Below are 23,885 nucleotides of genomic sequence, written 5' to 3'. Positions count from 1 at the left end.
TTATTTTTCTCTAAAAAGTGTACTAATCTGTATTTTCTTTGCTTTTCTAAAGGCATTAAATGAAGAAATTTTTAATTCAAATTTGTTTTTATAATAACCTATGAATGTTTCTATTATTAAGAGTAAAAAATTTACAAATAAATATAAAAATACAATAATAAATATTTTTTCAATATTTTTATTACCTATTTGCAAAGAATTTATAATTTCTTGCATTAAATTAAGAGATAACAATGGTAAAATTGATAGTATTATTGAAGAAATCAAGCTAATAAAAATAAATTTTTTATCAGTATCTAATATTAATTTTATTATTCGTTTTATTTTTAAGATTTTATTATTTTTAATAATTATCACTTCCATTTTAATTAATAGTTACAGTTATATAAAGTTAAGTTATAATTGAAATAAACCATACATATAAATTTATTTTTAGAAATATTAATGACTTTTGATCTTTGCAAATATGATGTGTAATTAAATTATTATTTTCAAACTATTATTAAAATTCATTTTTTTATGAATATTCTATTTATTATTAGTATAATAATAGTTTTTTATAATTTCAACATTTATTTTTATACATAATAATACATATCTTTATAATAAAACTTATAATTTTATGTTATTAATATATGTTTCAAAAAATTATTACTATTAAATTTATAATTCTGCTACCTAAAAGAATAAAATCATGTTATTTTTTTAATATAATTTATTTTATCATTTAAAACAAATTAACAAAATATTAAAATTTTTACTCTTTATTATTAAATTCTACTAGCAAAGTTATCTGTATCTACTAATATCTTTACTCTTTAAATATTTAATATCTTAATCTATATTTGAATTTATTCTTGACAACAAAACTTGGCATGCTATAATAATATTAATACCAAGTAAACTTGGCATATATAAAAGGAGGTTTCTAAATGAATAAAGAAGAAATTTTAAAAAAGAGCCGCCAATCAAATAATGATGAAGGTATAAAATATATACAAGATAAAGGAAGATTAGTAGGTTATTTTGTATTTTGCTGTGTATATATTTTTATCATTCTATTTAATGCTTATGTAGATCAAAAAAGCTATGCTGCATCTTCATTATTTTGGGCATTTTTAACTGCTGAGACTATTCCAAAATATAAATTTACACATAAAAAATCTTATATTATTGTTGGAATTATAGGTACAATTATTACTATTTTTTATTTAGTTAATTTTGTACTCTTATCATTGAGGTAGTCCAATGAAAAAGAATTAATATTAAAAAACAACTTAAAAACAGCTATGGAAGAAATAAATTTGTCTCAGAGTCAATTAGCTGAATTAGTTGGTGTATCAAGTAACACTATCAGCTCAATAGAAACAGGAAAGTTCAATTCAACAGCAAAACTAGCACTTATTTCGTGTATAGCTTTAGATAAAAAATTTGAAAAATTATTCTATTTTTAATTATAGTAAACAATATAATAAATATAAAGTAAATTATCAGATGGATGAAATTAACTCTATAAAAGAATATTTTTTTACTATAGTATAATCAATAATAAACTCAGCTGTACGTCATTTATATATTTTTTCAAAAAAATCACCATATAATATATATATTTAAGTGGGTGTAACATGTTAAATAATAGAGATTTATTAATGGCTAATATGGTTAGTATTATAGTCCCAATTTCTCGATTCAACAAAGGAGAAGCTAATGGAATTTTTGATGAAGTAAAAAAAGTGGAAATAAAGTTGTTATTAAGAATAATATATCAACTTGTATTTTAATTACACCTGAAAAATATGAAGAAATAATAAATACTATAGAATATTATAAACTTATTCTTGCAACAGAAAACAGAATGAAAAATTTAATTGAATCAGAATTAATATCAAGAAATGAGTATTGGATAAAAAAGATAAACAATAAAAAAAGAGTAATGTAAAATAATTTGTGCTTCAAGGTTAATGAAAATAAAGACATAAAAAGGAGTGATAATTATAGCTACAGCAAAAAATATCATAAATGAATTCTATAATTTGAATGAAAACGAAAAGGAAGAAGTAATAAAAGAACTTTTAAATTTTAACGCAAAAAAAAATCTTGATAAAATGATGGATGATACAATAAATGATAATATTGAAGCTCTAAGAAAGTTGGCTGAATAACGTATATATCATTAACATTAGATGAGATTTTAAAATATCATCAAAAAATAATAACTGAAAGTGGTGGCTCTCAGGGTTTCAAAGATATAAAATTATTAGATAGTGCTCTTAATAGAGCAAATGCAACTTTTTCTGGAATTGACCTGTATAAAACAACTAAAGAGAAAATATCAGTTACAACACATAGTTTAATAAGTTTTTTTCTTCGATTCCTGAGATATCTCTAATATTTTTAGGAACGACTGCTGGGCTAAAGTCATTATCTCTGTCTCTTGGAACGTCTAGTTGCAAATCTCCAAATTGTGACTTTACAGTTTTTTTGCTATATCCATTTCTTCTATTAGTTGTATTCTTGTTATGGCTGTCACCCTTTTCATAACCTAGTTCCAATGCTATTTCTTGTTCTGACATCTCTTGTAATATATCTTTGAACATATCTCTTAGATAGCTACTTATATCTCCAGATTTTATAAATTCTCCATCTGATATAATTTCTTTGACTAATTGTTTTCTTAAAGTATTCATAAAAAATCTCCTTTACGACATTTGATTATATTTAAATCATTGCGATAAAGAAGATTTTTATTAACCTTGAAGCACAAATTATTTTACATTACCAAATACTTAACTACCAATTTAGTTAATCGTATTTATTTTATTTAATGAACATTTTATTTAATTATTATCTTGATTCAATTACTAGTTTATCTTATAGCCATCTTATTTAATGGCTATCTTAATTTAATTATCATCTTATGGACATCTTATTTAATAGCTACCTTAATTTAATTATTATCTTATAGGCATCTTATTTAATAGCTATCTTAATTTAACTACTAGTTTATCTTATAGCCATCTTATTTAATGGTTATCTTAATTTAATTACTAGTTTATCTTATAGGCATCTTATTTAATAGCTATCTTAATTTAATTACTAGTTTATCTTATGGACATCTTATTTAATGGCTATCTTAATTTAACTACTAGTTTATCTTATGGACATCTTATTTAATGGCTATCTTAATTTAACTACTAGTTTATCTTATGAACATCTCATTTAATTACTATTTTACTCAGCAATTATTTAATTTGAAAGCTTATACTTTTTAAGTTTACGCCAAAGGGTAGTAGTACTAATCCCTAATTGGCTTGCTGTAGTTGATTTTACTCCATTATTTTTCTCTAATGTTTCAAGAATTAATTTTTTTTCATAATCTACAATTTTATTGTCTACCAAAATAGGAGAATAATCTACTGTAGGAGCTGAACTTATATCCTTTTTAAAATGTGGTTCAGAAATTAATATGTCAGAAACTAAGTTCTCATCTATAAAATTATCATCACACATAACTACCAATCTTTCTACTATATTTTTTAACTGTCTTATATTACCAGGAAAATCATATCTACTTAATATTTTAAGTGCAGACTCAGATATTGAAACTGGTTTGTTGTAGTGAGATATAATAGAATATGTCAGTTGCTTGATATCTTCTTTTCGCTCTCTAAGAGGAGGTAAATCCAATTTCAACACACAAAGTCTGTAAAATAAATCTTCTCTAAAGTTATTATTGTCAATCTGTTCAACTAAGTTTTTATTAGTAGCTGTTATAACCCTTACATTAATAGGTACAACTTTAGTATCACCTATTCTAGTAACTTCCCTCTCCTGTAATACTCGTAGCAGTTTGACTTGAACATCTTTAGAAATCTCTCCTATTTCATCTAAAAATATAGTTCCATTATGTGCTAATTCAAAGACACCTGCTTTCCCTTCATTTCTAGCACCTGTAAAAGCACCCTTTACATATCCAAACAATTCACTTTCAAGTATATTTTCAGGTATAGCTGCGCAGTTTATAGCCACAAAAGGTCCATTAAATCTATTGCTATAATTATGTATACTTTGAGCAAATATTTCTTTCCCAGTACCAGATTCTCCAGTGATTATAATTGTAGAATCAGATTTGGCAAATTTTTTTGCCATATTTACTGAGTGCATCAATGCATCACTTGAACCTAATATATCGTTAAAAGTACTCTTTGCAAAATGAGATTTTGAAATCAGACTCTCCCTTATTTCTTTTTCTGTAGATTGAATGTTTTCTATGTCTTGTATAGTTGCAACACACCCAAAATGTAAGTTATCAATTATGATAGGAAAACACTGAACCTCCCATGACTAAAGTCACAGGGTTCCTGCTTCATAGAATTTTGCATACTAAAATATGTATTCTCCACAGGCTATCCCCGTAGTTCCTACGGTTCTTACATAAGTTATTTATTTTGAATTTTTATTAGTCTTAATCCTTCTTTTAATATATTTATACTTGCATTTATATCTCTATCGTGAGTTTCATTACAACTAGGACAAATCCATTCTCTTATATTTAAGTTTTTCACTTCCTCGTTTTTGTACCCACATTTATTGCATATTTGCGAACTTGCAAAGAACTTACCTACCTTTACAATTTGTCTATCATGCCAATTAGCCTTGTATTTTAATTGACGAACAAATTATGACCATGACACATCAGAAATAGAGAGAGATAGTTTACGATTTTTAATCATGTTCTTTACTTGTAAATCTTCTATGCAAATAATATCATTCTCTTTTATTAGTTTAGTAGATAGTTTTTGTAGAAAATCCTTCCTTTGATTAGCTATATGTTCTTGAAGTCTAGAAACTTTTAATCTTGCTTTATTTCTATTTAAACTACCGATTGTTTTTCTCGATAATTCTCTTTGTAATTTAGAAAGTTTGTTTAATGACTTCTTAAGGTACTTAGGATTTTCTATAAATTGTCCACAACTTGAGATACAAAATTCTTTAATTCCTAAATCTAGACCTATCTGATTATTAGTATTTTCAAATGTTTCAATATCTACATCAGTACAGCATAATGATACATAGTATCTACCACTTGGTTCTTTAGATACAGTAGCATTAAGTATTCTCCCTTTAGGGACTTGTTTATCCCTTACTTTAACCATACCAAGTTTAGGTAATTTTATATATTGACTAAAGTACATAATGTTTCCATTTGTAAAGTTCGTTTTATATGAAAATCTATTAGTTTTCTTTGATTTAAATTTAGGAAATCCTGCCTTTTCTTTAAAGAATTTTTCATATGCGTTTTCTAAATCTTTTAAGGCGTTTTGTAGTGAAAATTTGTCAGGTTCTTTAAGCCACTTTAATTCTTTTTTTAAATTGGTCAAATCAGAACTGCACTGTTTATAAGTAAAAGTTTCTTTATCATTTTTATAAACTTCTATTCTTTTAGCAAGATATTTATTATATACAAACCTACAACACCCAAAAGTTTTGTTAATTAACTCTTGCTGTTTTTTATTTGGATACATTCTAAACCTATAAGCTTTTTCCACTACTATCACCTCACTTTACCTGTTTTTTCTGATTAATTAATATATTTTCTTATCTGCTCCCCTGTATTTTATGATACAGTAGCAACTAAATATATTAATTAAATCTTCTTCAATTTCATTTGTTAATACTGGAAGTCTATATTTTACACACCATGCTATATGGTATTGTACTAAATATACATATCTGAGTCACTTCAATTTTTCATCACCCATCCTAATATTAACAAGTGCAATTTTTTTAAACAAGTATTTTGAAGAATTTTATATTTATTTTTAAATAACATATACAAGAACCATAAGTCCTAACTTTTATCATTTTTGAGGTTGTCGTTCACATAAGTTCGCTACTACCTATGCAGTTCTCTTATGAACTTCTTACACTTTCATGCAAGCACAGACTATATCTTATCCTTCGGCATTATCCGTTAAGGTCTACCCACTTCCACTACCAATAGCTTGTAGTGTACTTCCCTCAAGAGGAATAGTCGTTGAAGTTTCTCCTATTTAGAGCTTACCTGCTGATTGCCCATTTTAAAGTACTTAGGGTTTAACCTTATACCATCTAACCAATTTTTTCTACTTTCGTAACTTTCACACTTAGGTTTATTTCATCCTTATGTTTTAGTTTGATTAGCTTTAGGGGTTTTTAGCAATTCAAGTAGTATTGGATAGGTTCTATCCTATCTCTACATATAAGTTTCCCTATATGCTGACTATTTTAGCTACTAACTCATGACTAAAGTCACAAGTGTGTGTAGCTATTTTTTAATCAAATCTAATAATAATATCCTTTTTATTTAAAAATACACATGTTTATTATATCAGAAAATCCTAGTTTTAATTTCATAAATCTTTCTTTTAATACATTTATTAAAATTTAAAAGTATTCTTTATTACTGTTCATTTATATTTATTGTTTACTTTATTGGATATTTATATAGTAAATATATTACAAAATTGGTATACCCACACTTAGAATTTCAAAATAAAAATACATCTTTAATTAAATTAACAATGCTTACTTTGATAAAGTTACATTATTATTTGTAATATATATACTTTTCTTTCATTGCTTTTAATTACTAAAAATAGTTCACTATTATCTTCTTTTTTTAGATACAAGTACCTATCTTCTATACTTATTTTTATAGGATTTTCTTTAAACACTTTCTCTACTTGCTTCTTACGTTCCAAATCTCCTTTGGAATTATTTATATTCAATATTTTATTTTTGAAATCTTCTATATCTTGCTTTATAGTATCTATATTTTTATAATCTATAAACTTACCTATATTTGATTTTCTTATTTTGTTAAAATCATTATCTGAATATTTGTAGGTAATAAAACTTTCTCCATCTCCAAGAAAATCAGGCTCTGAATCTAATTTCACTACTTTTTCACTAGGTGAAGGTATATTTATATTCCAAAACTCGTTTAATCTTTTTGTATCACCAGATAAACAAATTGAAATCCACATCAATATAAAAATAAGTAAAAATGTAATGATAATTGTAATAAAAATAAGACTAAGTATTTTTTTTATATCCTTATTAATCATTCCAATATCTCCTTTATTTTTTAAGTATATATACTACATATCCTACCATATTGATGATGCTAATTTACATAATCATCTAAAGATTAGAACATGTTCATAAATATATTTTGATTATTTATAAAAAATTAATTTAGAGTACATCATCATACAGCAGATATAAAAAGGAAGTAAAACTTAAAATAAAAACTGGGATAAAAAGTATTAAATACTCTTCATCCCAGTTTTTATTTTAAGCTTCTTATTTTAGTAAGCTTTTGCCATTACTACCATACTATCTGCTTCTTTTCCACAGTAAACACACTTGTGACCTAATTTTTCTTGTTCAAAAGGTAAACATCTTATAGTTGCTCCTGTTTCTTCCTTAATCTTAGCTTCACACTCTGCATCCCCACACCACATAGTCTTTATGAATCCTGGCTTTTCTTCTAAAGCTTTTCTAAACTCATCCATATTTTCAACTACAGATGTATTGTCTTCTCTATGTTTTCTTGCTTTTTCAAACATATCATTGTGTATAACATCAAATAAATCATATACAGCATCAGCTAATCCTTCTAAAGGCATAGAATTCTTTTCTAAAGTATCTCTTCTGAATACCATAGCTTGATTGTTTTCTATATCTTTTGGTCCAATTTCAATTCTTACTGGAACACCTTTCATTTCCCACTCATTAAATTTCCATCCAGTTGTATAGTTATCTCTATCATCAACTTCTACAGTTACGCCTTTAGCTTTTAAATCAGCATATATTTTATCAACTGTTTCCATTACATTTCCTTTTTTAGCAGCTATAGGAACTATAACAACTTGAATTGGAGCTACTCTTGGTGGTAATACTAAACCTCTATTATCACTATGAGTCATTATAAGTCCACCTATAAGTCTTGTAGATGCTCCCCAAGATGTATGATATGGATTAGCTAAGTTTCCTTCTCTATCTGCAAAAGTAATATCAAAAGCCTTAGTAAAGTGTTGACCTAAGAAGTGACTTGTACCTGATTGTAATGCTTTACCATCATGCATCATAGCTTCTATAGTATATGTTCTTTCACCACCTGCAAATTTCTCGCTTTCACTTTTTTGACCAGCTACAACTGGCATTGCAAGTAATTCTTCACATAATGCTTTATATACTTCTAATTGTTGTATTGTTTCTTCTTGTGCTTCTTCTGCTGTTTCATGTAATGTATGACCTTCTTGCCATAAAAACTCAGATGTTCTTAAGAAAGGTCTAGTTGATTTTTCCCATCTAACAACTGAGCACCATTGATTATAAAGATATGGTAATTCTCTATATGATTTCAACCATTTAGCATACATTGTACATATTATAGTCTCTGAAGTAGGTCTTACACATAATCTTTCTTCTAATTTTTTATTTCCTCCATGTGTTACCCATGCAACTTCTGGAGCAAAACCTTCAACGTGCTCTGCTTCTTTGTTTAATAAACTTTCTGGTATTAATAATGGGAAATAACAGTTTTTATGTCCAGTTTCTTTAAATTTTTTATCCATAAATTCTTGCATTTTTTCCCATAAAGCATATCCATATGGCTTTACAACCATAAAACCTTTTACTGGTGCATAATCAACTAAGTCAGTCTTAGTTATTACATCTGTATACCATTGTGGGAAATCATCTTCCATTTTTGTTATTTCTTCAACAAATTGCTTTTCATTTTTTGCCATTTCAATTGCCTCCTCATTTATTATGTTTTTATAAAAAAACACCATTTTATATACTTATATAGATAAAATGGTGTTTATAAAGTACAACTCTATTATCTATATAATAGCCTTCTTTAAGTTATTATCCTAATCTAATATTATTTCTTTTATATCAATTATTTCTTTACCTTCTTTATGTCCAAGTTTAAATTCTACTTTACCTTCATTAACATTTTTGACATTTTCATTAATAGATTCCTCCTGAACATTAACTTCCTGAAAATATAAAAAACCTTTCGTCTCTATACAAGTATAGAGACGAAAGGTTTGATTTCCGCGGTACCACTCTAGTTAGCTATATGAATAGCTCTCTTTTGGGAATATAACGGTTCCTACCGTAAAGATTTTTATACCTTTAAGCTAAAAGACAGGTTCAAAGACTTCCTCTTGAAAACTTTCACCACCGTTTTCTCTCTGTGAAGATTTCATCATTTTACTATTTCTTTATCATAGCTAGTTTTATATTTATATTAATTTCACTTAAATTCACATATTATAGATATTCTATATAGGCCTATTATTTGATATCCATTAAACTTATTACTAATAATATATTAATTATTCTGACTTGTCAACAATAATAAACAAATACTTTGTGATGCTATACCTTGTTTTGCTCCTGTAAAACCAAGACCTTCTTCTGTAGTTGCCTTTATGTTTATATTATCAATATCCGTATTTAAAACTTTTGATATGTTTTTTCTCATGCTTTCAATATATGGAGCCATCTTAGGGCTTTGAGCAATTATAGTACTATCTATGTTTCCGATTTTATATCCTTTGCTTGCTGTTAGATTATATACATATTCTAATAACTTCATACTATTTGCTCCCTTATATTCTTCATATGTATCTGGGAAATGCTTCCCTATATCTCCTAAAGCTAAAGCACCTAAAATAGAATCCATTATTGCATGTATCAATACATCAGCATCAGAATGACCTAATAAACCTTTATCATGGGGTATCTCTACTCCACCAATTATAAGTTTTCTATCTTCTGTTAATTTGTGCACATCATATCCTAACCCTATTCTCATATAATTCTCCTTCTACTGTTAACTTCATCCCTTTTTTCCATATTTAATATTTGTTCTGCTATATTTAAATCTTCTGGACTAGTTATTTTTATGTTTTCATAAGAGCCCATTACCATAGTAACACTTTGCCCTATATTTTCCACCAACATTGAATCATCAGTACCATAATAATTGTTCTTATATGCTTGTTCATAAGCATCTATTATGAGATTATATTCAAAGGTTTGAGGAGTTTGAGCTGCCCACAATAAACTTCTTTCTGGAGTTTCTTGTACTGTCCCATCTGACACTATCTTTATAGTATCACTTACTGGAACGCCTACAACCACAGCCTTTTTTTCTTTAGCCATCTTTATAGATTCATTAATTATTCTATGGTCTACAAATGGTCTTGCTCCATCATGGATAAGTACTATATCACAATTTTTATCTAATTTTTTTAAGCCATTATATATTGAATCCTGCCTTTCCTTTCCACCATATGCTATTTTTATATTTTTAAAGTTATACTTATTTATTATATTTTCCTTAAAAAAATCCTCTTCTTCTTTTTTTATACACACCACTATTTCATCTATATTTATATTTTCATAAAAAACTTGAATTGTATGAGCAATAATTTCTTTTTCTCTTAATTTTATGAACTGTTTGTTTATATCTAAGTTCATTCTCCTTCCGCTTCCTGCCGCAACAATTATAACACTATACATGGTATCACCTCGTATTTTATTTTTAACCATCATTTATTAAAGTTTTTAATATTTTTTATTTTAACCATCTGATTAATTATATATTAAATTTTCAGTTGTATAAATAGTTAATGTCTATTTGCTAATGAAAAACATGTATATTTATTACAATATATATTGATTTTCAATAGTTTTGTTTTTAATTTTACAATTTTGTAATGCTTATTAATATACAAAAATATTAAAAACCTCTAGTTTGATATAAGATAATTTTATCAAATTAGAGGTTTTATATTAAAATATTAAATTAATTAAATCTATGTAATGTGGATAATTTTCTAAAATACTCTCTTTTATTTCTTCTTTAAAGAAATTCAATTCTAACAACTTGTCCATATTAATTACATTATCATCATAAGAAATAAAAAATTTTGATATTTTCCATCTGTTAACATGTATATTTATTCTACTTTCATTATCAAGTGGTAGCACTATTTGAAATTTAGGTGTTTTACCATATGTCCACTCTATCTTTTTATATTTATCTTCTTCTAGATTGTATATACTTTTAATATCTTCTTCATCTAATTCAAGTTCTCTTATATTTTTCATATTAGATTTTAAATATTCAACACAATAATCTAAAAAGTAATTTATATCTTTTTCAAATAAAAATTTAATATTTGTCACTTTACTTGAAACAGATTTAGTTGCATTTGATTCAGTTGATTTATTTGAATTTAGGTATTTAGTCAATTTATTTAAGTCTGAATCATAAAGAAGAGTTCCATGATAAAGAGAATTTTTTCTTTTTATAGACTGTGCTGAGCCTGAAATTTTTTTACCCTTTAAAAATAAATCTTTTCTTTCGGTTATAGATACATCTAACCCTAAGTTTAAGAGCATATCTTGCATAAACTTAGTATGTTCCAAAAAATCTATTTCATGAAGATGTCTATCTTTTTGTATGAATGAGATATTGATATTTCCTAAATCGTGATAAACAGTACCTCCTCCGGATATTCTTCTTAAAATAGGAATTTCTCTCTTTTCAATAACATCATGATGTATTTCCTGATATGGATTTTGATTTTTGCCAATAAAAATAGATTCCTCATTTCTCCATATGATTATAATATCATCATTATATTTCTCATTTAAAAATAGATATTCTTCTAATGCTAAATTAAAGTAAGGATTTGTGCTTTTGTTTAATAAGTAATACATAGAAATATAGACTCCTTTTTTATTTTATCTTATTGTTTATTTTAGACTTAAATAATTTTATATACTATTAGACTTCCTATTTTTCTTTTTTAATTATTAAACTTATTATATCATTATAAAACTCCTTAACATTATTGAATATCTATATTTTTACATTAATTTAAAAGTTTTATCTAGCTTACTTATCTTGACCATATACATTAAAAAATACATCTCTAGCTCTTTGAATTTCTTCGTCTGGCAATAATACTGGTGTGCCAATTGATTTTGCCAAGTAATATACTTTTGCTGAATCTTCCAACATTACAGCTGCTGTAAGGGCATGTCCTACAGATGGACCAACTGCTATTACACCATGATTTGCTAAAAGACACGCTCTTTTGTTTCCAATTGCTTCAACAACACATTTCCCCATTTTGTTAGATGTTGGTGGTGCAAATTTTGCGACAGGTACCGCGCCCCCTACTTCATTTGCAAGAGTTGTACTTGCACATGCTATAGGCTCATTTAAAATAGCAAAACAACTTGAGTATGTAGAGTGTGTATGAATTATACTATTTATATCTTCTCTATGTTTATATATATATAAGTGGTCTGGCAAATCCACTGATGCTTTCCATTTTCCATCTACAGTGTTTCCCTCTATATCCACTATAACAATATCACTTGGTATAAGGTTTCTATAGTCCATTCCACTTGGGGTAATTGCTATATATCCAGTTTCTTCATCTCTTCCACTTACATTTCCGCCTGTTAGTGTCACTAACTTATAATTTAAAAGGTCTAAAGATGCCTGTAATACTTCTTTTCTCAATTTCTCCAACAACATTAGTTAAATCCTCCAATCTATATATAGACACAACTTTTATATCTCTTAGTTGCACCTTATCATTTAGATACTATCTCTAATTTTATTTGAAAATTTCAAAAACTCAACATAAAACGTAAGATTACATTTTATCAATAGAAATCAATCCACTTCCATTTTAAAATTTTTACTTTTATACTCCTTTATTATCTAATCTCTTATTTCTAAATTTTAATGATTCTGGGTATAAACATTCCTCTAATGCAACAAAATAATTGTATAATTCTACATTGTTACTAAACATATTTGTTTTTATCCAATACCTCCCTTTAAAAAGGCTTCCATCATTAATTTTTAGATAAAGATTTTTATTATAAAGCTCTCGTATTCTTACTTTTTTGATATCTTTAATTTCATACTTATGTGTAGCAATAAATGAGATAAAATGTATACATTTGTTATCAATAATAATTTCTTTGGGATTACTTGAGGATACAAAAGTATTGAGTATCCCATAGGTACAGATAATTATCAATAAACTATATGTATTTACACTAAAATTTATATAGTTATTAAACAGTGCATAAATCAATATTAAAATCATAAAAAATCCTGGTACTATCACATTAATTAAGTATCTTATAGAATTATATTTATATTTTTTCATAATCCATACACCCCTAATAAAATTATTTTTATATTTCTTCTTCTAGAGATAGTTTTTTATTTTCACTTATTATCCTATTTCTATTGTAAATAGCCATTCCTAAAGCTATAACTCCAAAAACTACTCCTCCAATAACTTTATAATTCATAATTTTTACAAATACCCAACTTAACGGATTTGCACCATCACAAATACTTGAAATCATAGTTGCTCCTTCAGGCATTTTAAAACTAGCATTTAAAGCCATTTGAGTAAATAATGGAGCTAAATTAGTTGCTATTAATAATCCAGAAGTAATTATAAGTATTCCTATTATTAATGTTCTAAATACATTTCCTTTTGTAATTGGGACAATTAAAACAAGTGCAAATGGAATTACTGCTAAATCTGCAAATGGCAAAACTTTATTTCCTGGTAATATAGCTGCTATGAGTATAGTCAAAGGAACCAATACTAATGCAACTGATAATGTAACAGGATGACCTATCCCTACTGCTGAATCTAAACCTATATAAATCTTACCTCTATTTTTAAATCTCTTCTCAATAAATTCCTGTGCAGCTTCTGATACTGGTAATAATCCTTCCATTAATAGTGCTGCCATCTTTGGAATTAATATTAATACAGCTCCCATAGTTACACCTAATTGTAATATACCTTTTATATCATATTTCGCAGCAATACCAATTATTACACCTATTACAGACCCCATTATTAAAGGTTCTCCAAATAATCCAAACTTTTTTTGCAGTGTATCAGCATTTATCTCAATCTTATTTATACCTGGTATTAGGTCTAATAATTTATTTACTACTATAGCAATTGGAACAAATGCCTGCGTAAATCCATGAGGAAGAGATATTCCTGGCATCCCTAAATATTCCTCTATACCTGGAGCAGTTAAATCTGCCATTACCAATACAATTACCATATTTGCTACTGCTGCAAATACTCCCCACATTACACTTTGAGTAGCTCCTGCCACCAAAGCTCCTGTAAAAGCAAAATGCCAGTAGTCCCATATATCTACATCAACAGTTTGAGTGGTATTAGTAATTAGCATAACTATATTTACCACAAGACCTATTGGAATAATTAAAGCCCCTACTGTTGATGCAAAAGCTATAGCCGATGCTGCTGGCCATCCTACATCTATTATTGATAAACTTAACCCTAAATTCTTAACCATTTGTTGTGTAGCTGGACCTAAGTTATCTGTCAGCAAGGCTATAATAGTATTAAGACCTATAAATCCAACTCCCACGGTTAAACCAGCTCTTAAAGATTTTCCTAGTTTTGTACCTAACATCAAACCAAAAATACATATTATTATCGGCATCATTACTTGCGCGCCTAGACCAACAATGAAATTTAATATCTCCATATAAAGACCCTCCATTATTTAATTTTAAGTCTCTAAAACTTAGAATTTTAGAGACTAAATTCTTTAAAAGTTCTAATTATAATTCTAACTTTTCCAATACATCCTTGATTAATTTATCCATTCCGACACCAGTTAAAAAAGGCAATCCATTTATCACAGGTGTTTTTATACTACTAGATACTTGTGTAGTACAAATTATTAAATCATAGTCAGGTGCTTTTGATGCAACTTCTACTACTTTACATTGTGTAATATTAACCATATCCAATTTACCAATGTCTTGAAGCGCTTTCTTTAATTTGTTTATAGCAATTGTTGAAGTACATACTCCTGTTCCACATGCAACTAATATCTTTTTAGTCACATTACTCACCCCCATTAAAATTATTTTATTTTAAAGACACCTACAGTTGGAAATCTTCAATAACCTCTTCATGTTTTTAATATACTTTACATTTTTAATTTTTCAGTTTAGAGTTTAATAAATCACTCACACTTTCTTCATTTAAGTCAACAATATTATTTAGCATACTCTCATCTTGAAATATAGTCATGAGTTTTTCTAATAATTGCAATTGTTCTTGTGGCTCTTTCACTGCTAACATAAATATAACTTTTACATCAATTTCAGTATCATCTGTACCCATCATTATAAATTTTACAGGTTTATCCAGTATTCCAATTGCTATACCTGGCTCATTTACATGTACTATATCTGTATGTGGTATTGCCACTCCATATATTTCTGTTGGTAATCCTGTAGCATACTTTTTCTCTCTTGATACAACAGCCTGTATGTAGCTTTCTTTTACATACTGTTTATCAAACAAATGTTGTCCCAAAAACTTTAATGCATCTTCATTGTTAGATACTTCTATACCTTTAAAAATTAAATTACTACTAATTATTTGCATTGACTCCATCTAATATCATCTCCCTAATAAAATCTCTATCTTTAATGTTTTTTATCTGCTTAAATTCATCTGTTTCTATAAATGAGAGTAGAGTGTTTAATGGATTAAAACATTTTTGGTCTACAGCTAATAAAAGTATTATTTTTACTTTATTTTTACTCCATATAATAGAATTTTTCAAAATGGCTATACTTATAGCTGGTCTAATTACATCGATTCCATCTGTATGAGGTATTGCTATTCCACCTGATAATTCAGTAGGAAATAGGTTATCTCTTTCCACTACTTTTTTATAGAAATTTTTTGTCACATAACCTTTCTCTCTAAGTTTTTTACTCATATACTTTAGAACTTCTTCTTTTGATTTAACTTGTAAATCTACGAATATATCTTCTTTATGTATTAAATCCGATAATTCATATTTTTTATTTATCTCAAAGATTTGTTTTGTATCAATTAGATTGTTTATTTGATTTAATTTTACTTTATCATTTATATCTACTAGGCTAAAAAAAGGGATGTTTGCTATCTGAGGGTCAATTGTTCCAACTATAGCAATTACATTTTTATCATTACTTATTTGTTTTATCTCTAAATCAAGACTTGGATATTCAATCATACCTATAGGTTCTATATCAACCTTTTCAGTTATACCTCTAATATTTTCCTCTAGGATTTTTTTTATCTTACAAGCTCCTCCTAACCCAGTAATACATAATGTTAAAATTATAGGTTTTCTAGAATCTACTTTTGTATTGTTATATTTGCTAACTTTTTCTTTTACTTGTGGCTCTATACTTTTAACTTCATCAACTATTTCGTCTATTGTTAAATCTGGCAGAACTGCTCTTCGTATAACTTCTATAGAAAGCAATGTGTCAAATCTAGATATTGTCCTTATATTAATCCCAGTCTTTCCAGAGATAATGTCTCCGAAATATGAAAGTGAGCCCATATCTACTAATATAATTACACCTCTACCTTCATCAATATCTTTTATTACTTTAGTAGCTTCTTCAATCATTTCTTCTGGTTTCTTCTCAAATGGCATATCTAAATACCTTGCGTGGTTAATTCCTAATAGTTTATTTGTAACCTCACATACAGAGGATGCCACTCTTCCATGAGCCATAAGAAGTACACCTATCTTTTTTTGTTCAGATATATCTCTTCTACTACTCATTTTAAAATATATTGCTATTATACCTATTTCTTCTTTTGGTAAATTTATATTATACCTTTCCTTTAGATATTGAGCTACCTTTTCTGCTACAGAATATTCTAATGGGTAATTTCCTATTATTTCTTTCAAATGAGCATTTGATATTACTTTCCCCTCTTTTAATCTCTCAAAAGCTGCTTTTAAGTGAACTGCTAAACATAAATGTAAGTTTGGCTCTAATGAACTAAGATATTGTGATGCTATTTTGATTACTTCATAAGTTAGCTCTACTATATATTTTCCAACAATCGGACTTATATCTGGAAGATTATTGCTAATAGAAACTTTTTTAACTTGCTTTATGTATTTTTGAATACAACTTTCTAATTCTCCTCCAACGATTCTATTTATAACATCAAAATCTAAACCTTGTTCTAATAAATCAATATGTCTTCTTTCAGTAAGCTTGTATATTTCATCTGGAAAAGTATATATATCTTCATTTTTCTTTTCTATATCACCTTGAAGATTTGAGTCTATAATTAAGTCCCCATCTACATAATTTTCTATTTTACCTCTACAATTTCTAATTTTCATAAGACCTTGTTTAACATATCCAGGTACATCTGATATGCTTATATTTACTTCTTTCTGTTTGTTTGTAAGTTGGTTTAATAGTCCTCTGGCACAAGCTACTTGAATATCACTTCTAAGTTGACCTACATTACCTATACAATCGTAAAGCATAAGAGCTTTTAATACATCTGATTTTATATGTATGTTTGCTCCCATTCTTTGAGCTTCTATTAAGAAGAAGTTATTTATAATCTCAAATCTTTCATTTAATGGTCTTGCAACTAATTCTGGTATTTCAATTGTCACAGGTATACGTCTTTTAAATGTGTTAAGTAAATGAGAATCTATTGGCTCAGAAGTTGCTGAAATAATCATTACATCTATTTTATTTGTTAGCTTTGTTTCTCCTAACTTTCTGACCATCCCTTTATCAATCAATTGAAATAGTATTTCTTGACCTTCGTGAGGTAATCTATGTATTTCATCTATAAACAATATTCCTCCATCTGCTTTTGATACTAGTCCTTCTTTGGTCTCATCAGCTCCTGTAAAAGCACCTTTAACATGCCCAAATAATTGTGATAACAAAAGCTGTGGATTTTCTGAATAGTCTGCTGCATTAAAAACTATAAATGGTGCATTCTTAGGGAATCTAGATGATTCTACTGCAAATTTATACATACACTCTGCTAACTCACTCTTTCCAACACCAGTTGGTCCCATAATGATAGTATGAAGACCATGAGGTGGATAGAGAATTGCTGCTTTAGCTAGTTTTATAATTGTACTTAAGCTACCAGTACTACCTATCAGCTTATCAAATGCTATATCTGTGTTTTCTCTATTATTGTTTAGTTCTTCTTTTTTATCACCACTTTCTTTATCAAGCTTTAAGTCATCAGAATCTTGAATCTCTTTTAAATACTGTATAACTGTAAATCTTGATACTGTAAACCCAATGCTGTTCAATCTTCTTGTTATATCATTTTTATTTATAGTTTTTTCTTCTTTTAAAATATCTTTTATGGCTTTAATTAAAACAACTTTTCTTCTTTGCCTTGAATCTTCTATTTTTAATTCATTTCTCAAAAAGGTAACATCTTCTCTTCGAATATTTAACATACTTGAAATAGCTTCATCTGTTAAAGGATTTTTTTTATCTTCATTTTCAATTAAGTTTTTTATTCTTTGCCTCATTTATAATTGTTCCCTCCTTAAATTATTTATATAGCAACTTATATGCCATATATTGTTTTTTTTGTACCTATTATTGTTGCATAAAGTAATAACATTTAAATCAAGCTATTCTTTTATTGAAATATTAAGAAAATTTTTTTTTATATTTTACAAATAATACTTTTTTAAAAACAAAAAAATCTTTTTTTCTAATTACAATTGAAATTATTCTAAAATTAGGCTGTTATTTTATATTACTATCTTTTTTGTATAACAAAAACTACAAACATTCTATATTCTATATTTTTCCATAAAAAATACCCCTTATTGTGCAAATAAATTATTTGTACAACAAGGGGTATGGCTAAGTAAGTATTTTAAAACTTTATGATATAAGTTCATATTATTAATAATAAACTTACATTAACAATCTATTTTTATATTTATTTTTTAGGTAAATGCAAACATTCTCCATTTACATCTGCCAAAGCTTCCATCAAAGCTTCTGAAGTGCATGGATGACCAAATATCAACTCACTAGCTTCATCAGCAGGTATTTCTAATGCTTTAAATGACGCTGCATGATTTACAAGTTCTGCTACACCACATCCAAACATATGTACACCTAAAATTTCTCCATATTTAGCATCTGCTACTACTTTTACATATCCTTGCTCTTGACCAGAAGCTAAAGCTCTTCCATTTCCAGCAAAGTTAAACTTACCAACTTTTACATTACATTTTTTTCTAGCATCCTCTTCTGTAAGCCCAACTGATGCTACTTCTGGAATTGTATAAACACAACTAGGTAATGCACTTAAATCAACTTCTTCATTCATACCTAAGGCATTTGAAGCTGCTATCTCTCCCATTTTAAAAGCTGCATGAGCTAACATTACACCTCCAGTAACATCACCTACTGCATATATGCTTGGTATACTTGTTTCCATTTTGCTGTTTACAACTATTGAACCTTTATCTATTTTAATATCTAAGTCTTCTATACCAGAAAGATTAGCTTCTCTTCCTATAGCATATAGACATAAATCTGCTTTTATTGACTCTTCATCTTCAATGCACACTAATATTTTATTTCCTTCTTCTTTAAATTCAGAAACTTTCTTTTTAGTTAGTACATTTATACCTTTTTTGCTAAGAGAATATTTTAAAGATTCACTTAATTCTTTATCCATTCTTGGGATTATTCTATCTTCCATTTCTACTATAGTTACTTTAGAGCCTCTTGAATTGAATATCTCTGCAAATTCACAACCAATCACTCCACCACCAACTATCACTAATTCTTCTGGTACTGTTTCTAAGTCTAAAGCTTCTGTACTAGTTATTATTAAATTTGATTCTATTCCTTTTATAGGTAATACCCTTACCTTAGAACCTGTGGCAATTATTATATTTTCTGTATCTAAAACTTTTCCATCTGATAAGATTACTTTATGCTCTTCTTTAACATTGGCTTTAAGATTAAATACTTCTACATCTCTACTTTTTAATAGTCCACCAACACCAGCTGTAAGTTTTTTAACTACTCTATTTTTATATTTTATAGCCTTCTTGATGTCCTGTTCTTTATCTACAGTTACTTTTACGCCCCTCTTTGATAACTGGTCAATTTCTTCTAATATTTCTGCTGTTTTTATATAAGTCTTTGTAGGAATACAACCTCTATTTAAACAGGTACCTCCTAATATATTTTCTTCGACTAATGCAACTTTTCCACCTAAAAGAGCTGCTTTTAACGCTGACAAATAGCCTCCAGGTCCTCCGCCTATTACAACTACATCATAATCATGATTACACTCTTTTTTGTTTATTTTTTCTTCTTTAGCTTCTATGTTTTGATTCTCTTCAACTATATCTTCTTTTGACACATTTCCAGATAAATATTTAGCTTTTACTTCCTCTTGATTTTCCCCTTTTTCTGCTATTACACCTATTACTGTAAATACTGGTAATACTTCACCTTCTTCTTTATGTATGATTACAGCAAGTGTACCTTCTCCTTCTGACTCTATCTCCATATTGACTTTATCCGTTGTTATTTCTAATATAGGTTCTCCAACCTTTACTTCTTCGCCTTCTTGTTTTAGCCAAGATACTATAGTACCTTCTTCCATGGCTACTCCTGCTTTTGGCATTATGACTTCTACTGACATAGGCTCTCCTCCTATTTATTTTTCATATATTTTAATTAATCAAATTATATTCACATATAGTTACCTTTAAAAGTAATTCTTAATATATAAAAGCTTTAAATTTACTTAGATAATTATAACTATGTAATCTATTCAAACTATTATATCAGTAACGAAATATCAAAACCTATACAAGCATTGATAAAGGATTTTCTAACAATTCTTTTAAATCTTTTAAGAATTTTGCAGCTACTGTTCCATCTATTACTCTGTGGTCTGATGTCAATGATAAGTTCATTATAGGTTTTATTTTAGGCTCTCCATTTACTGGAACAAACCTATCTTGTGTAGCACCTACCCCTAGGATTGCACTTGAAGGCATATTTATTATAGGTGTAAATGTAGTTATACCATACATTCCGACATTACTTATCGTAAATGTATTACCCTCTTGGTCTGCTGGCATAAGTTTTCCTGTCTTTACTTTTTCGGCAAGTTCTTTGCTTTCTTTAACGATTTCTTTTAAAGACTTTTTATTTACACTTTTTACTACTGGGACATATAAACCTTCATCTAAGCCAACTGCAATAGCTATATTTATATCTTTATACCTAAATATACCCTCATCTGTCCATGCTGAGTTTAAGGCTTGATGATTTGGAAGTATTCTAGACACTGCCATTACTATTAAATCTGTCATAGTTAATTTCACTCCAACTGATTCTTTGACTGTATCTATTAACTTTGCTCTAAGTGACTTCAATTCTGTAGCATCTACCTCTATATTGAATGTAAATACAGGAGCACTGAAGTAACTTTCTGACATTCGTTTTGCTACAGTAGCTCTCATTGGATTTGGTTTTTCAAACTCTCCTTCTACTGTATTAAATACACTTGAATTTTCATTTTTAGACTTTGTCTCTTTGATGTCACTCACTTTAGATGTATTAGTTGATATAATAGTTTCTGGTGCCTTTACTTTTTCTAAATCACATTTTCTTATCTTTCCATTATATCCGGTACCTACAATAGTTTCTAAATCTATGTTTAAATCTTCTGCTATTCTTCTAGCTAAAGGAGTAGTATTTGTTTTATTGTCTTTTAAATAATTTAACACATCAACTAAATGAATTCTTCCATTTTCTCCACTTCCAATCAGCTTATCTAATTTTATATTGTCTTTTCTCGCTTGATTTCTAGCTGCTGGTGTGGCTTTTATTTTATTTGCCACCATATCTATCCCTCCTTATCTAACAATTAAAGATTTTATTGCTTCCTCTATTTCATCAACTCTTGGGACAACTGCTTTTTCTAACTCTGGATTATATGGTATTGGCACATCTTTTCCACAAATTCTCTTTACTGGAGCATCTAAATAATCAAATGATTCACTTTCTGTTATTAAGGCTGATATTTCTCCACCTAGCCCACCAGTCTTAGCTGCTTCATGGCAAATTAAAACTCTTCCAGTTTTGCATACACTTTTTACTATAGTCTCTTTATCCAATGGATATAAAGTTCTTAAATCTATAATTTCCACATTTATATTTTGTTTTGATAGTGTCTCTGATGCTTCTTCAACACTTTGTAACATCCTTCCATAAGTGATTACTGTAACATCAGTACCCTCTCTTTTAATATCTGCCTTTCCAATTTCAATTACATAATCATCTTCTGGCACAATACCTTTTTTTCTGTATAACAATTTATTCTCAACAAATATGACTGGATTATTATCTCTTATAGCTGCTTTTAATAACCCTTTAGCATCTGCTGGCGTAGAAGGTGCAACTACTTTTACTCCTGGAACGTGACAGAACCAAGCTTCTAAACTTTGTGAATGTTGTTCTGCTGAACCAGTTCCAGAACCACCTGGACATCTAACAACCATTGGAACTTGAGCTTTTCCACCAAACATATATCTCATTTTTGCTGCTTGATTTACAATTGCATCCATAGAAATTGTTACAAAATCCATAAACATGACTTCCATAATAGGTCTTAAACCAGTTGCTGCTGCTCCTGCTGCTGCTCCTGCTATAGCTGCTTCTGATATAGGAGTATCCCTTACTCTTTCTGGTCCAAATTCATCTATCATACCAACTGATACACCAAATGCTCCTCCATATATTCCTATATCTTCTCCCATAAATATTACATTTTCATCTCTTCTCATTTCTTCTGACATTGCTTCTTTTATTGCTTGTGCATATGTTAATTCTCTTGTACTCATTTTTATTTTCCTCCTTTACTATTCTTAGTCTGCATATACATCCTCTAATAAAGACTCTATTTTGGGATTTGGACTATTTTGAGCAAACTCTACTGCATCTTCTATTGATTGTTTTACAAATTCTTGAATTTTATCTAATTCATTTTCGTTAGAGATACTATTTTCAATAAGATAATTTCTTAAAAATTCAATAGGGTCCTTTGCTTTCCATGATTCTATTTCTTCTTTTGTTCTGTACACATTTGCATCTGATTTTGAGTGACCTAACCATCTATAAGTTCTACTCTCAATCAATACAGGTCCTTCTCCTCTTCTGCATTTCTCAGCAGCTTTTTGTACTGTTTCGTATACTTCTATTGGATTGTATCCATCTATTGATATTCCCTCTATTCCATAAGAAACTGCTCTAGTGGCAATACTTTCTATATTCATATGACGTTTTATACTTGTTGACATACCATATAAATTATTCTCACAGTAAAATATTATTGGTAACTTCCATATTGAGGATAAGTTTATTCCTTCATGAAAAGTACCTTCATTTGATGCTCCATCACCAAAACTACATAAAACTATTTTACCTGTTTTTTTATACTGCTGTGTAAGTGCAGCTCCTGGAGCTATTGTAAGACCTCCACCTACAACTCCATTTGCCCCTAAGTTACCTGACTCAATATCTGCTATATGCATTGAGCCTCCTTTTCCTTTACAAAATCCTGTCTCTTTACCCATAAGTTCAGCCATCATTTTGTTTAGGTCTATTCCCATACCTATAAATTGACTATGTCCTCTATGAGTTAATGATACTAAATCTCCTTTTTCTAAAGCCATTACAGCTGCCACACTTGATGCCTCTTGACCTACAGATAAGTGAGTTGTTCCATGTACCATACCTCTTGCAAAAAACCAACTAACCTTCTCTTCAAATTTTCTAGCCTGATTCATTCTCTTATACATTTCAAGCAATGTTTCTTTTGATATTGACATATACATTCCCTCCTGTTAACTTTTATCTATCT

The 23,885-nt window shown here is 28.2% G+C and carries 22 protein-coding genes, 2 pseudogenes and 1 other annotated feature; of the genes and pseudogenes, 5 read left to right on the top strand and 19 right to left on the bottom strand.

The features are described 5' to 3' along the window. Window positions 1-932: 932 nt before the first annotated feature. The 4 genes from IR152_RS02655 to IR152_RS02640 all read left to right on the top strand — a co-directional run bounded on the left by IR152_RS02655 (window position 933) and on the right by IR152_RS02640 (window position 2,162). Complete coding sequence (locus IR152_RS02655; RefSeq protein ID WP_227450278.1) at window positions 933-1,244, top strand: DUF6442 family protein; 312 nt, start codon at window positions 933-935, stop codon at window positions 1,242-1,244. Window positions 1,245-1,289: 45 nt separating this feature from the next. Further along, the gene (locus tag IR152_RS02650; RefSeq protein WP_227450277.1) at window positions 1,290-1,454 is read left to right on the top strand and encodes a helix-turn-helix transcriptional regulator; all 165 of its coding nucleotides are present in this window, start codon (window positions 1,290-1,292) and stop codon (window positions 1,452-1,454) included. 171 nt (window positions 1,455-1,625) lie between these two features. Then, entirely contained in the window at window positions 1,626-1,781 is a 156-nt protein-coding gene (locus IR152_RS02645; RefSeq protein ID WP_227450276.1) for a hypothetical protein, read from the top strand. A gap of 204 nt (window positions 1,782-1,985) precedes the next feature. After that, window positions 1,986-2,162: a hypothetical protein gene (locus tag IR152_RS02640; protein ID WP_227450275.1), complete on the top strand. Its 177-nt coding sequence runs from the start codon at window positions 1,986-1,988 to the stop codon at window positions 2,160-2,162. A gap of 174 nt (window positions 2,163-2,336) precedes the next feature. Here the strand turns inward: IR152_RS02640 and IR152_RS02635 are convergent, their stop codons facing one another. The 4 genes and pseudogenes from IR152_RS02635 to IR152_RS02620 all read right to left on the bottom strand — a co-directional run. Beyond that, entirely contained in the window at window positions 2,337-2,687 is a 351-nt protein-coding gene (locus IR152_RS02635; RefSeq protein WP_227450274.1) for a transposase, read from the bottom strand. 559 nt (window positions 2,688-3,246) lie between these two features. Beyond that, window positions 3,247-4,188 carry a sigma 54-interacting transcriptional regulator gene (locus IR152_RS02630; protein WP_227450473.1) on the bottom strand — a complete coding sequence of 314 codons (942 nt, stop codon included), beginning with the start codon at window positions 4,186-4,188 and terminating at the stop codon, window positions 3,247-3,249. Between the two features lie 251 nt (window positions 4,189-4,439). Further along, a pseudogene (tnpB, locus tag IR152_RS02625) lies at window positions 4,440-5,558 on the bottom strand (IS200/IS605 family element RNA-guided endonuclease TnpB). 27 nt (window positions 5,559-5,585) lie between these two features. Then, window positions 5,586-5,717 (bottom strand): annotated as a pseudogene (locus IR152_RS02620) (transposase); the annotation flags it as partial. Between the two features lie 217 nt (window positions 5,718-5,934). Between IR152_RS02620 and IR152_RS19895 the strand changes: the two are divergent. After that, window positions 5,935-6,057 carry a hypothetical protein gene (locus IR152_RS19895; protein ID WP_131046108.1) on the top strand — a complete coding sequence of 41 codons (123 nt, stop codon included), beginning with the start codon at window positions 5,935-5,937 and terminating at the stop codon, window positions 6,055-6,057. Window positions 6,058-6,581: 524 nt separating this feature from the next. Here the strand turns inward: IR152_RS19895 and IR152_RS02615 are convergent. From IR152_RS02615 to IR152_RS02545, 15 genes are all read right to left on the bottom strand, one after another. Further along, window positions 6,582-7,109 (bottom strand): hypothetical protein, encoded by a 528-nt coding sequence (locus IR152_RS02615; RefSeq protein ID WP_227450273.1) that lies wholly within the window; start codon window positions 7,107-7,109, stop codon window positions 6,582-6,584. Window positions 7,110-7,352: 243 nt separating this feature from the next. Then, window positions 7,353-8,798, bottom strand: a complete 1,446-nt coding sequence (gene proS, locus IR152_RS02610; protein ID WP_227450272.1) for a proline--tRNA ligase — start codon at window positions 8,796-8,798, stop codon at window positions 7,353-7,355. 290 nt (window positions 8,799-9,088) lie between these two features. Then, window positions 9,089-9,297 (bottom strand) — a binding site (T-box leader). Window positions 9,298-9,391: 94 nt separating this feature from the next. After that, window positions 9,392-9,877, bottom strand: a complete 486-nt coding sequence (gene ispF, locus IR152_RS02605; protein ID WP_227450271.1) for a 2-C-methyl-D-erythritol 2,4-cyclodiphosphate synthase — start codon at window positions 9,875-9,877, stop codon at window positions 9,392-9,394. Continuing rightward, window positions 9,874-10,587 (bottom strand): 2-C-methyl-D-erythritol 4-phosphate cytidylyltransferase, encoded by a 714-nt coding sequence (gene ispD / locus IR152_RS02600; protein WP_227450270.1) that lies wholly within the window; start codon window positions 10,585-10,587, stop codon window positions 9,874-9,876. Before ispD ends, ispF begins: the two co-directional genes overlap by 4 nt. A 273-nt stretch (window positions 10,588-10,860) precedes the next feature. Beyond that, complete coding sequence (locus IR152_RS02595; RefSeq protein ID WP_227450269.1) at window positions 10,861-11,793, bottom strand: biotin/lipoate A/B protein ligase family protein; 933 nt, start codon at window positions 11,791-11,793, stop codon at window positions 10,861-10,863. 178 nt (window positions 11,794-11,971) lie between these two features. Then, window positions 11,972-12,622 (bottom strand): class II aldolase/adducin family protein, encoded by a 651-nt coding sequence (locus IR152_RS02590; RefSeq protein WP_227450268.1) that lies wholly within the window; start codon window positions 12,620-12,622, stop codon window positions 11,972-11,974. Between the two features lie 172 nt (window positions 12,623-12,794). Continuing rightward, window positions 12,795-13,268 carry a hypothetical protein gene (locus IR152_RS02585; protein ID WP_227450267.1) on the bottom strand — a complete coding sequence of 158 codons (474 nt, stop codon included), beginning with the start codon at window positions 13,266-13,268 and terminating at the stop codon, window positions 12,795-12,797. A 28-nt stretch (window positions 13,269-13,296) separates the two neighbouring features. Beyond that, window positions 13,297-14,652, bottom strand: a complete 1,356-nt coding sequence (locus IR152_RS02580; protein WP_227450266.1) for a PTS transporter subunit IIC — start codon at window positions 14,650-14,652, stop codon at window positions 13,297-13,299. A 76-nt stretch (window positions 14,653-14,728) separates the two neighbouring features. Beyond that, window positions 14,729-15,031, bottom strand: a complete 303-nt coding sequence (locus IR152_RS02575) for a PTS sugar transporter subunit IIB (RefSeq protein WP_255612305.1) — start codon at window positions 15,029-15,031, stop codon at window positions 14,729-14,731. A 79-nt stretch (window positions 15,032-15,110) separates the two neighbouring features. Beyond that, window positions 15,111-15,575: a PTS sugar transporter subunit IIA gene (locus IR152_RS02570; protein ID WP_227450265.1), complete on the bottom strand. Its 465-nt coding sequence runs from the start codon at window positions 15,573-15,575 to the stop codon at window positions 15,111-15,113. Further along, window positions 15,553-18,501: a sigma 54-interacting transcriptional regulator gene (locus IR152_RS02565; protein WP_227450264.1), complete on the bottom strand. Its 2,949-nt coding sequence runs from the start codon at window positions 18,499-18,501 to the stop codon at window positions 15,553-15,555. The genes IR152_RS02570 and IR152_RS02565 overlap by 23 nt, the downstream gene beginning before the upstream one ends. Before the next feature lie 422 nt (window positions 18,502-18,923). Beyond that, entirely contained in the window at window positions 18,924-20,654 is a 1,731-nt protein-coding gene (lpdA, locus tag IR152_RS02560) for a dihydrolipoyl dehydrogenase (protein ID WP_227450263.1), read from the bottom strand. Window positions 20,655-20,820: 166 nt separating this feature from the next. Continuing rightward, window positions 20,821-21,867 (bottom strand): 2-oxo acid dehydrogenase subunit E2, encoded by a 1,047-nt coding sequence (locus IR152_RS02555; RefSeq protein ID WP_227450262.1) that lies wholly within the window; start codon window positions 21,865-21,867, stop codon window positions 20,821-20,823. 12 nt (window positions 21,868-21,879) lie between these two features. After that, window positions 21,880-22,866 carry an alpha-ketoacid dehydrogenase subunit beta gene (locus IR152_RS02550; RefSeq protein ID WP_227450261.1) on the bottom strand — a complete coding sequence of 329 codons (987 nt, stop codon included), beginning with the start codon at window positions 22,864-22,866 and terminating at the stop codon, window positions 21,880-21,882. 24 nt (window positions 22,867-22,890) lie between these two features. Beyond that, window positions 22,891-23,853: a thiamine pyrophosphate-dependent dehydrogenase E1 component subunit alpha gene (locus IR152_RS02545; protein ID WP_227450260.1), complete on the bottom strand. Its 963-nt coding sequence runs from the start codon at window positions 23,851-23,853 to the stop codon at window positions 22,891-22,893. Window positions 23,854-23,885 lie beyond the last annotated feature (32 nt).

Source organism: Clostridioides sp. ES-S-0108-01, assembly GCF_020662285.1.
In the GTDB taxonomy this organism is placed as follows: domain Bacteria; phylum Bacillota; class Clostridia; order Peptostreptococcales; family Peptostreptococcaceae; genus Clostridioides.
Note: the sequence above shows the minus strand (reverse complement) of the source record. Positions and strands in the feature narration are given on the sequence as shown.

Coding starts and splice junctions, on each gene's coding strand:
- IR152_RS02565 (WP_227450264.1), bottom strand. CDS start 18,501: ATGAGGCAAAGAATAAAAAACTTAATTGAAAATGAAGATAAAAAAAAT.
- IR152_RS02650 (WP_227450277.1), top strand. CDS start 1,290: ATGGAAGAAATAAATTTGTCTCAGAGTCAATTAGCTGAATTAGTTGGT.
- IR152_RS02555 (WP_227450262.1), bottom strand. CDS start 21,867: ATGGTGGCAAATAAAATAAAAGCCACACCAGCAGCTAGAAATCAAGCG.
- IR152_RS02550 (WP_227450261.1), bottom strand. CDS start 22,866: ATGAGTACAAGAGAATTAACATATGCACAAGCAATAAAAGAAGCAATG.
- IR152_RS02645 (WP_227450276.1), top strand. CDS start 1,626: ATGTTAAATAATAGAGATTTATTAATGGCTAATATGGTTAGTATTATA.
- IR152_RS02570 (WP_227450265.1), bottom strand. CDS start 15,575: ATGGAGTCAATGCAAATAATTAGTAGTAATTTAATTTTTAAAGGTATA.
- IR152_RS02585 (WP_227450267.1), bottom strand. CDS start 13,268: ATGAAAAAATATAAATATAATTCTATAAGATACTTAATTAATGTGATA.
- ispD (WP_227450270.1), bottom strand. CDS start 10,587: ATGTATAGTGTTATAATTGTTGCGGCAGGAAGCGGAAGGAGAATGAAC.
- IR152_RS02590 (WP_227450268.1), bottom strand. CDS start 12,622: ATGTTGTTGGAGAAATTGAGAAAAGAAGTATTACAGGCATCTTTAGAC.
- IR152_RS02580 (WP_227450266.1), bottom strand. CDS start 14,652: ATGGAGATATTAAATTTCATTGTTGGTCTAGGCGCGCAAGTAATGATG.
- IR152_RS02655 (WP_227450278.1), top strand. CDS start 933: ATGAATAAAGAAGAAATTTTAAAAAAGAGCCGCCAATCAAATAATGAT.
- IR152_RS02575 (WP_255612305.1), bottom strand. CDS start 15,031: ATGGGGGTGAGTAATGTGACTAAAAAGATATTAGTTGCATGTGGAACA.
- proS (WP_227450272.1), bottom strand. CDS start 8,798: ATGGCAAAAAATGAAAAGCAATTTGTTGAAGAAATAACAAAAATGGAA.
- IR152_RS19895 (WP_131046108.1), top strand. CDS start 5,935: ATGCAAGCACAGACTATATCTTATCCTTCGGCATTATCCGTTAAGGTC.
- IR152_RS02545 (WP_227450260.1), bottom strand. CDS start 23,853: ATGTCAATATCAAAAGAAACATTGCTTGAAATGTATAAGAGAATGAAT.
- IR152_RS02635 (WP_227450274.1), bottom strand. CDS start 2,687: ATGAATACTTTAAGAAAACAATTAGTCAAAGAAATTATATCAGATGGA.
- ispF (WP_227450271.1), bottom strand. CDS start 9,877: ATGAGAATAGGGTTAGGATATGATGTGCACAAATTAACAGAAGATAGA.
- IR152_RS02615 (WP_227450273.1), bottom strand. CDS start 7,109: ATGATTAATAAGGATATAAAAAAAATACTTAGTCTTATTTTTATTACA.
- lpdA (WP_227450263.1), bottom strand. CDS start 20,654: ATGTCAGTAGAAGTCATAATGCCAAAAGCAGGAGTAGCCATGGAAGAA.
- IR152_RS02595 (WP_227450269.1), bottom strand. CDS start 11,793: ATGTATTACTTATTAAACAAAAGCACAAATCCTTACTTTAATTTAGCA.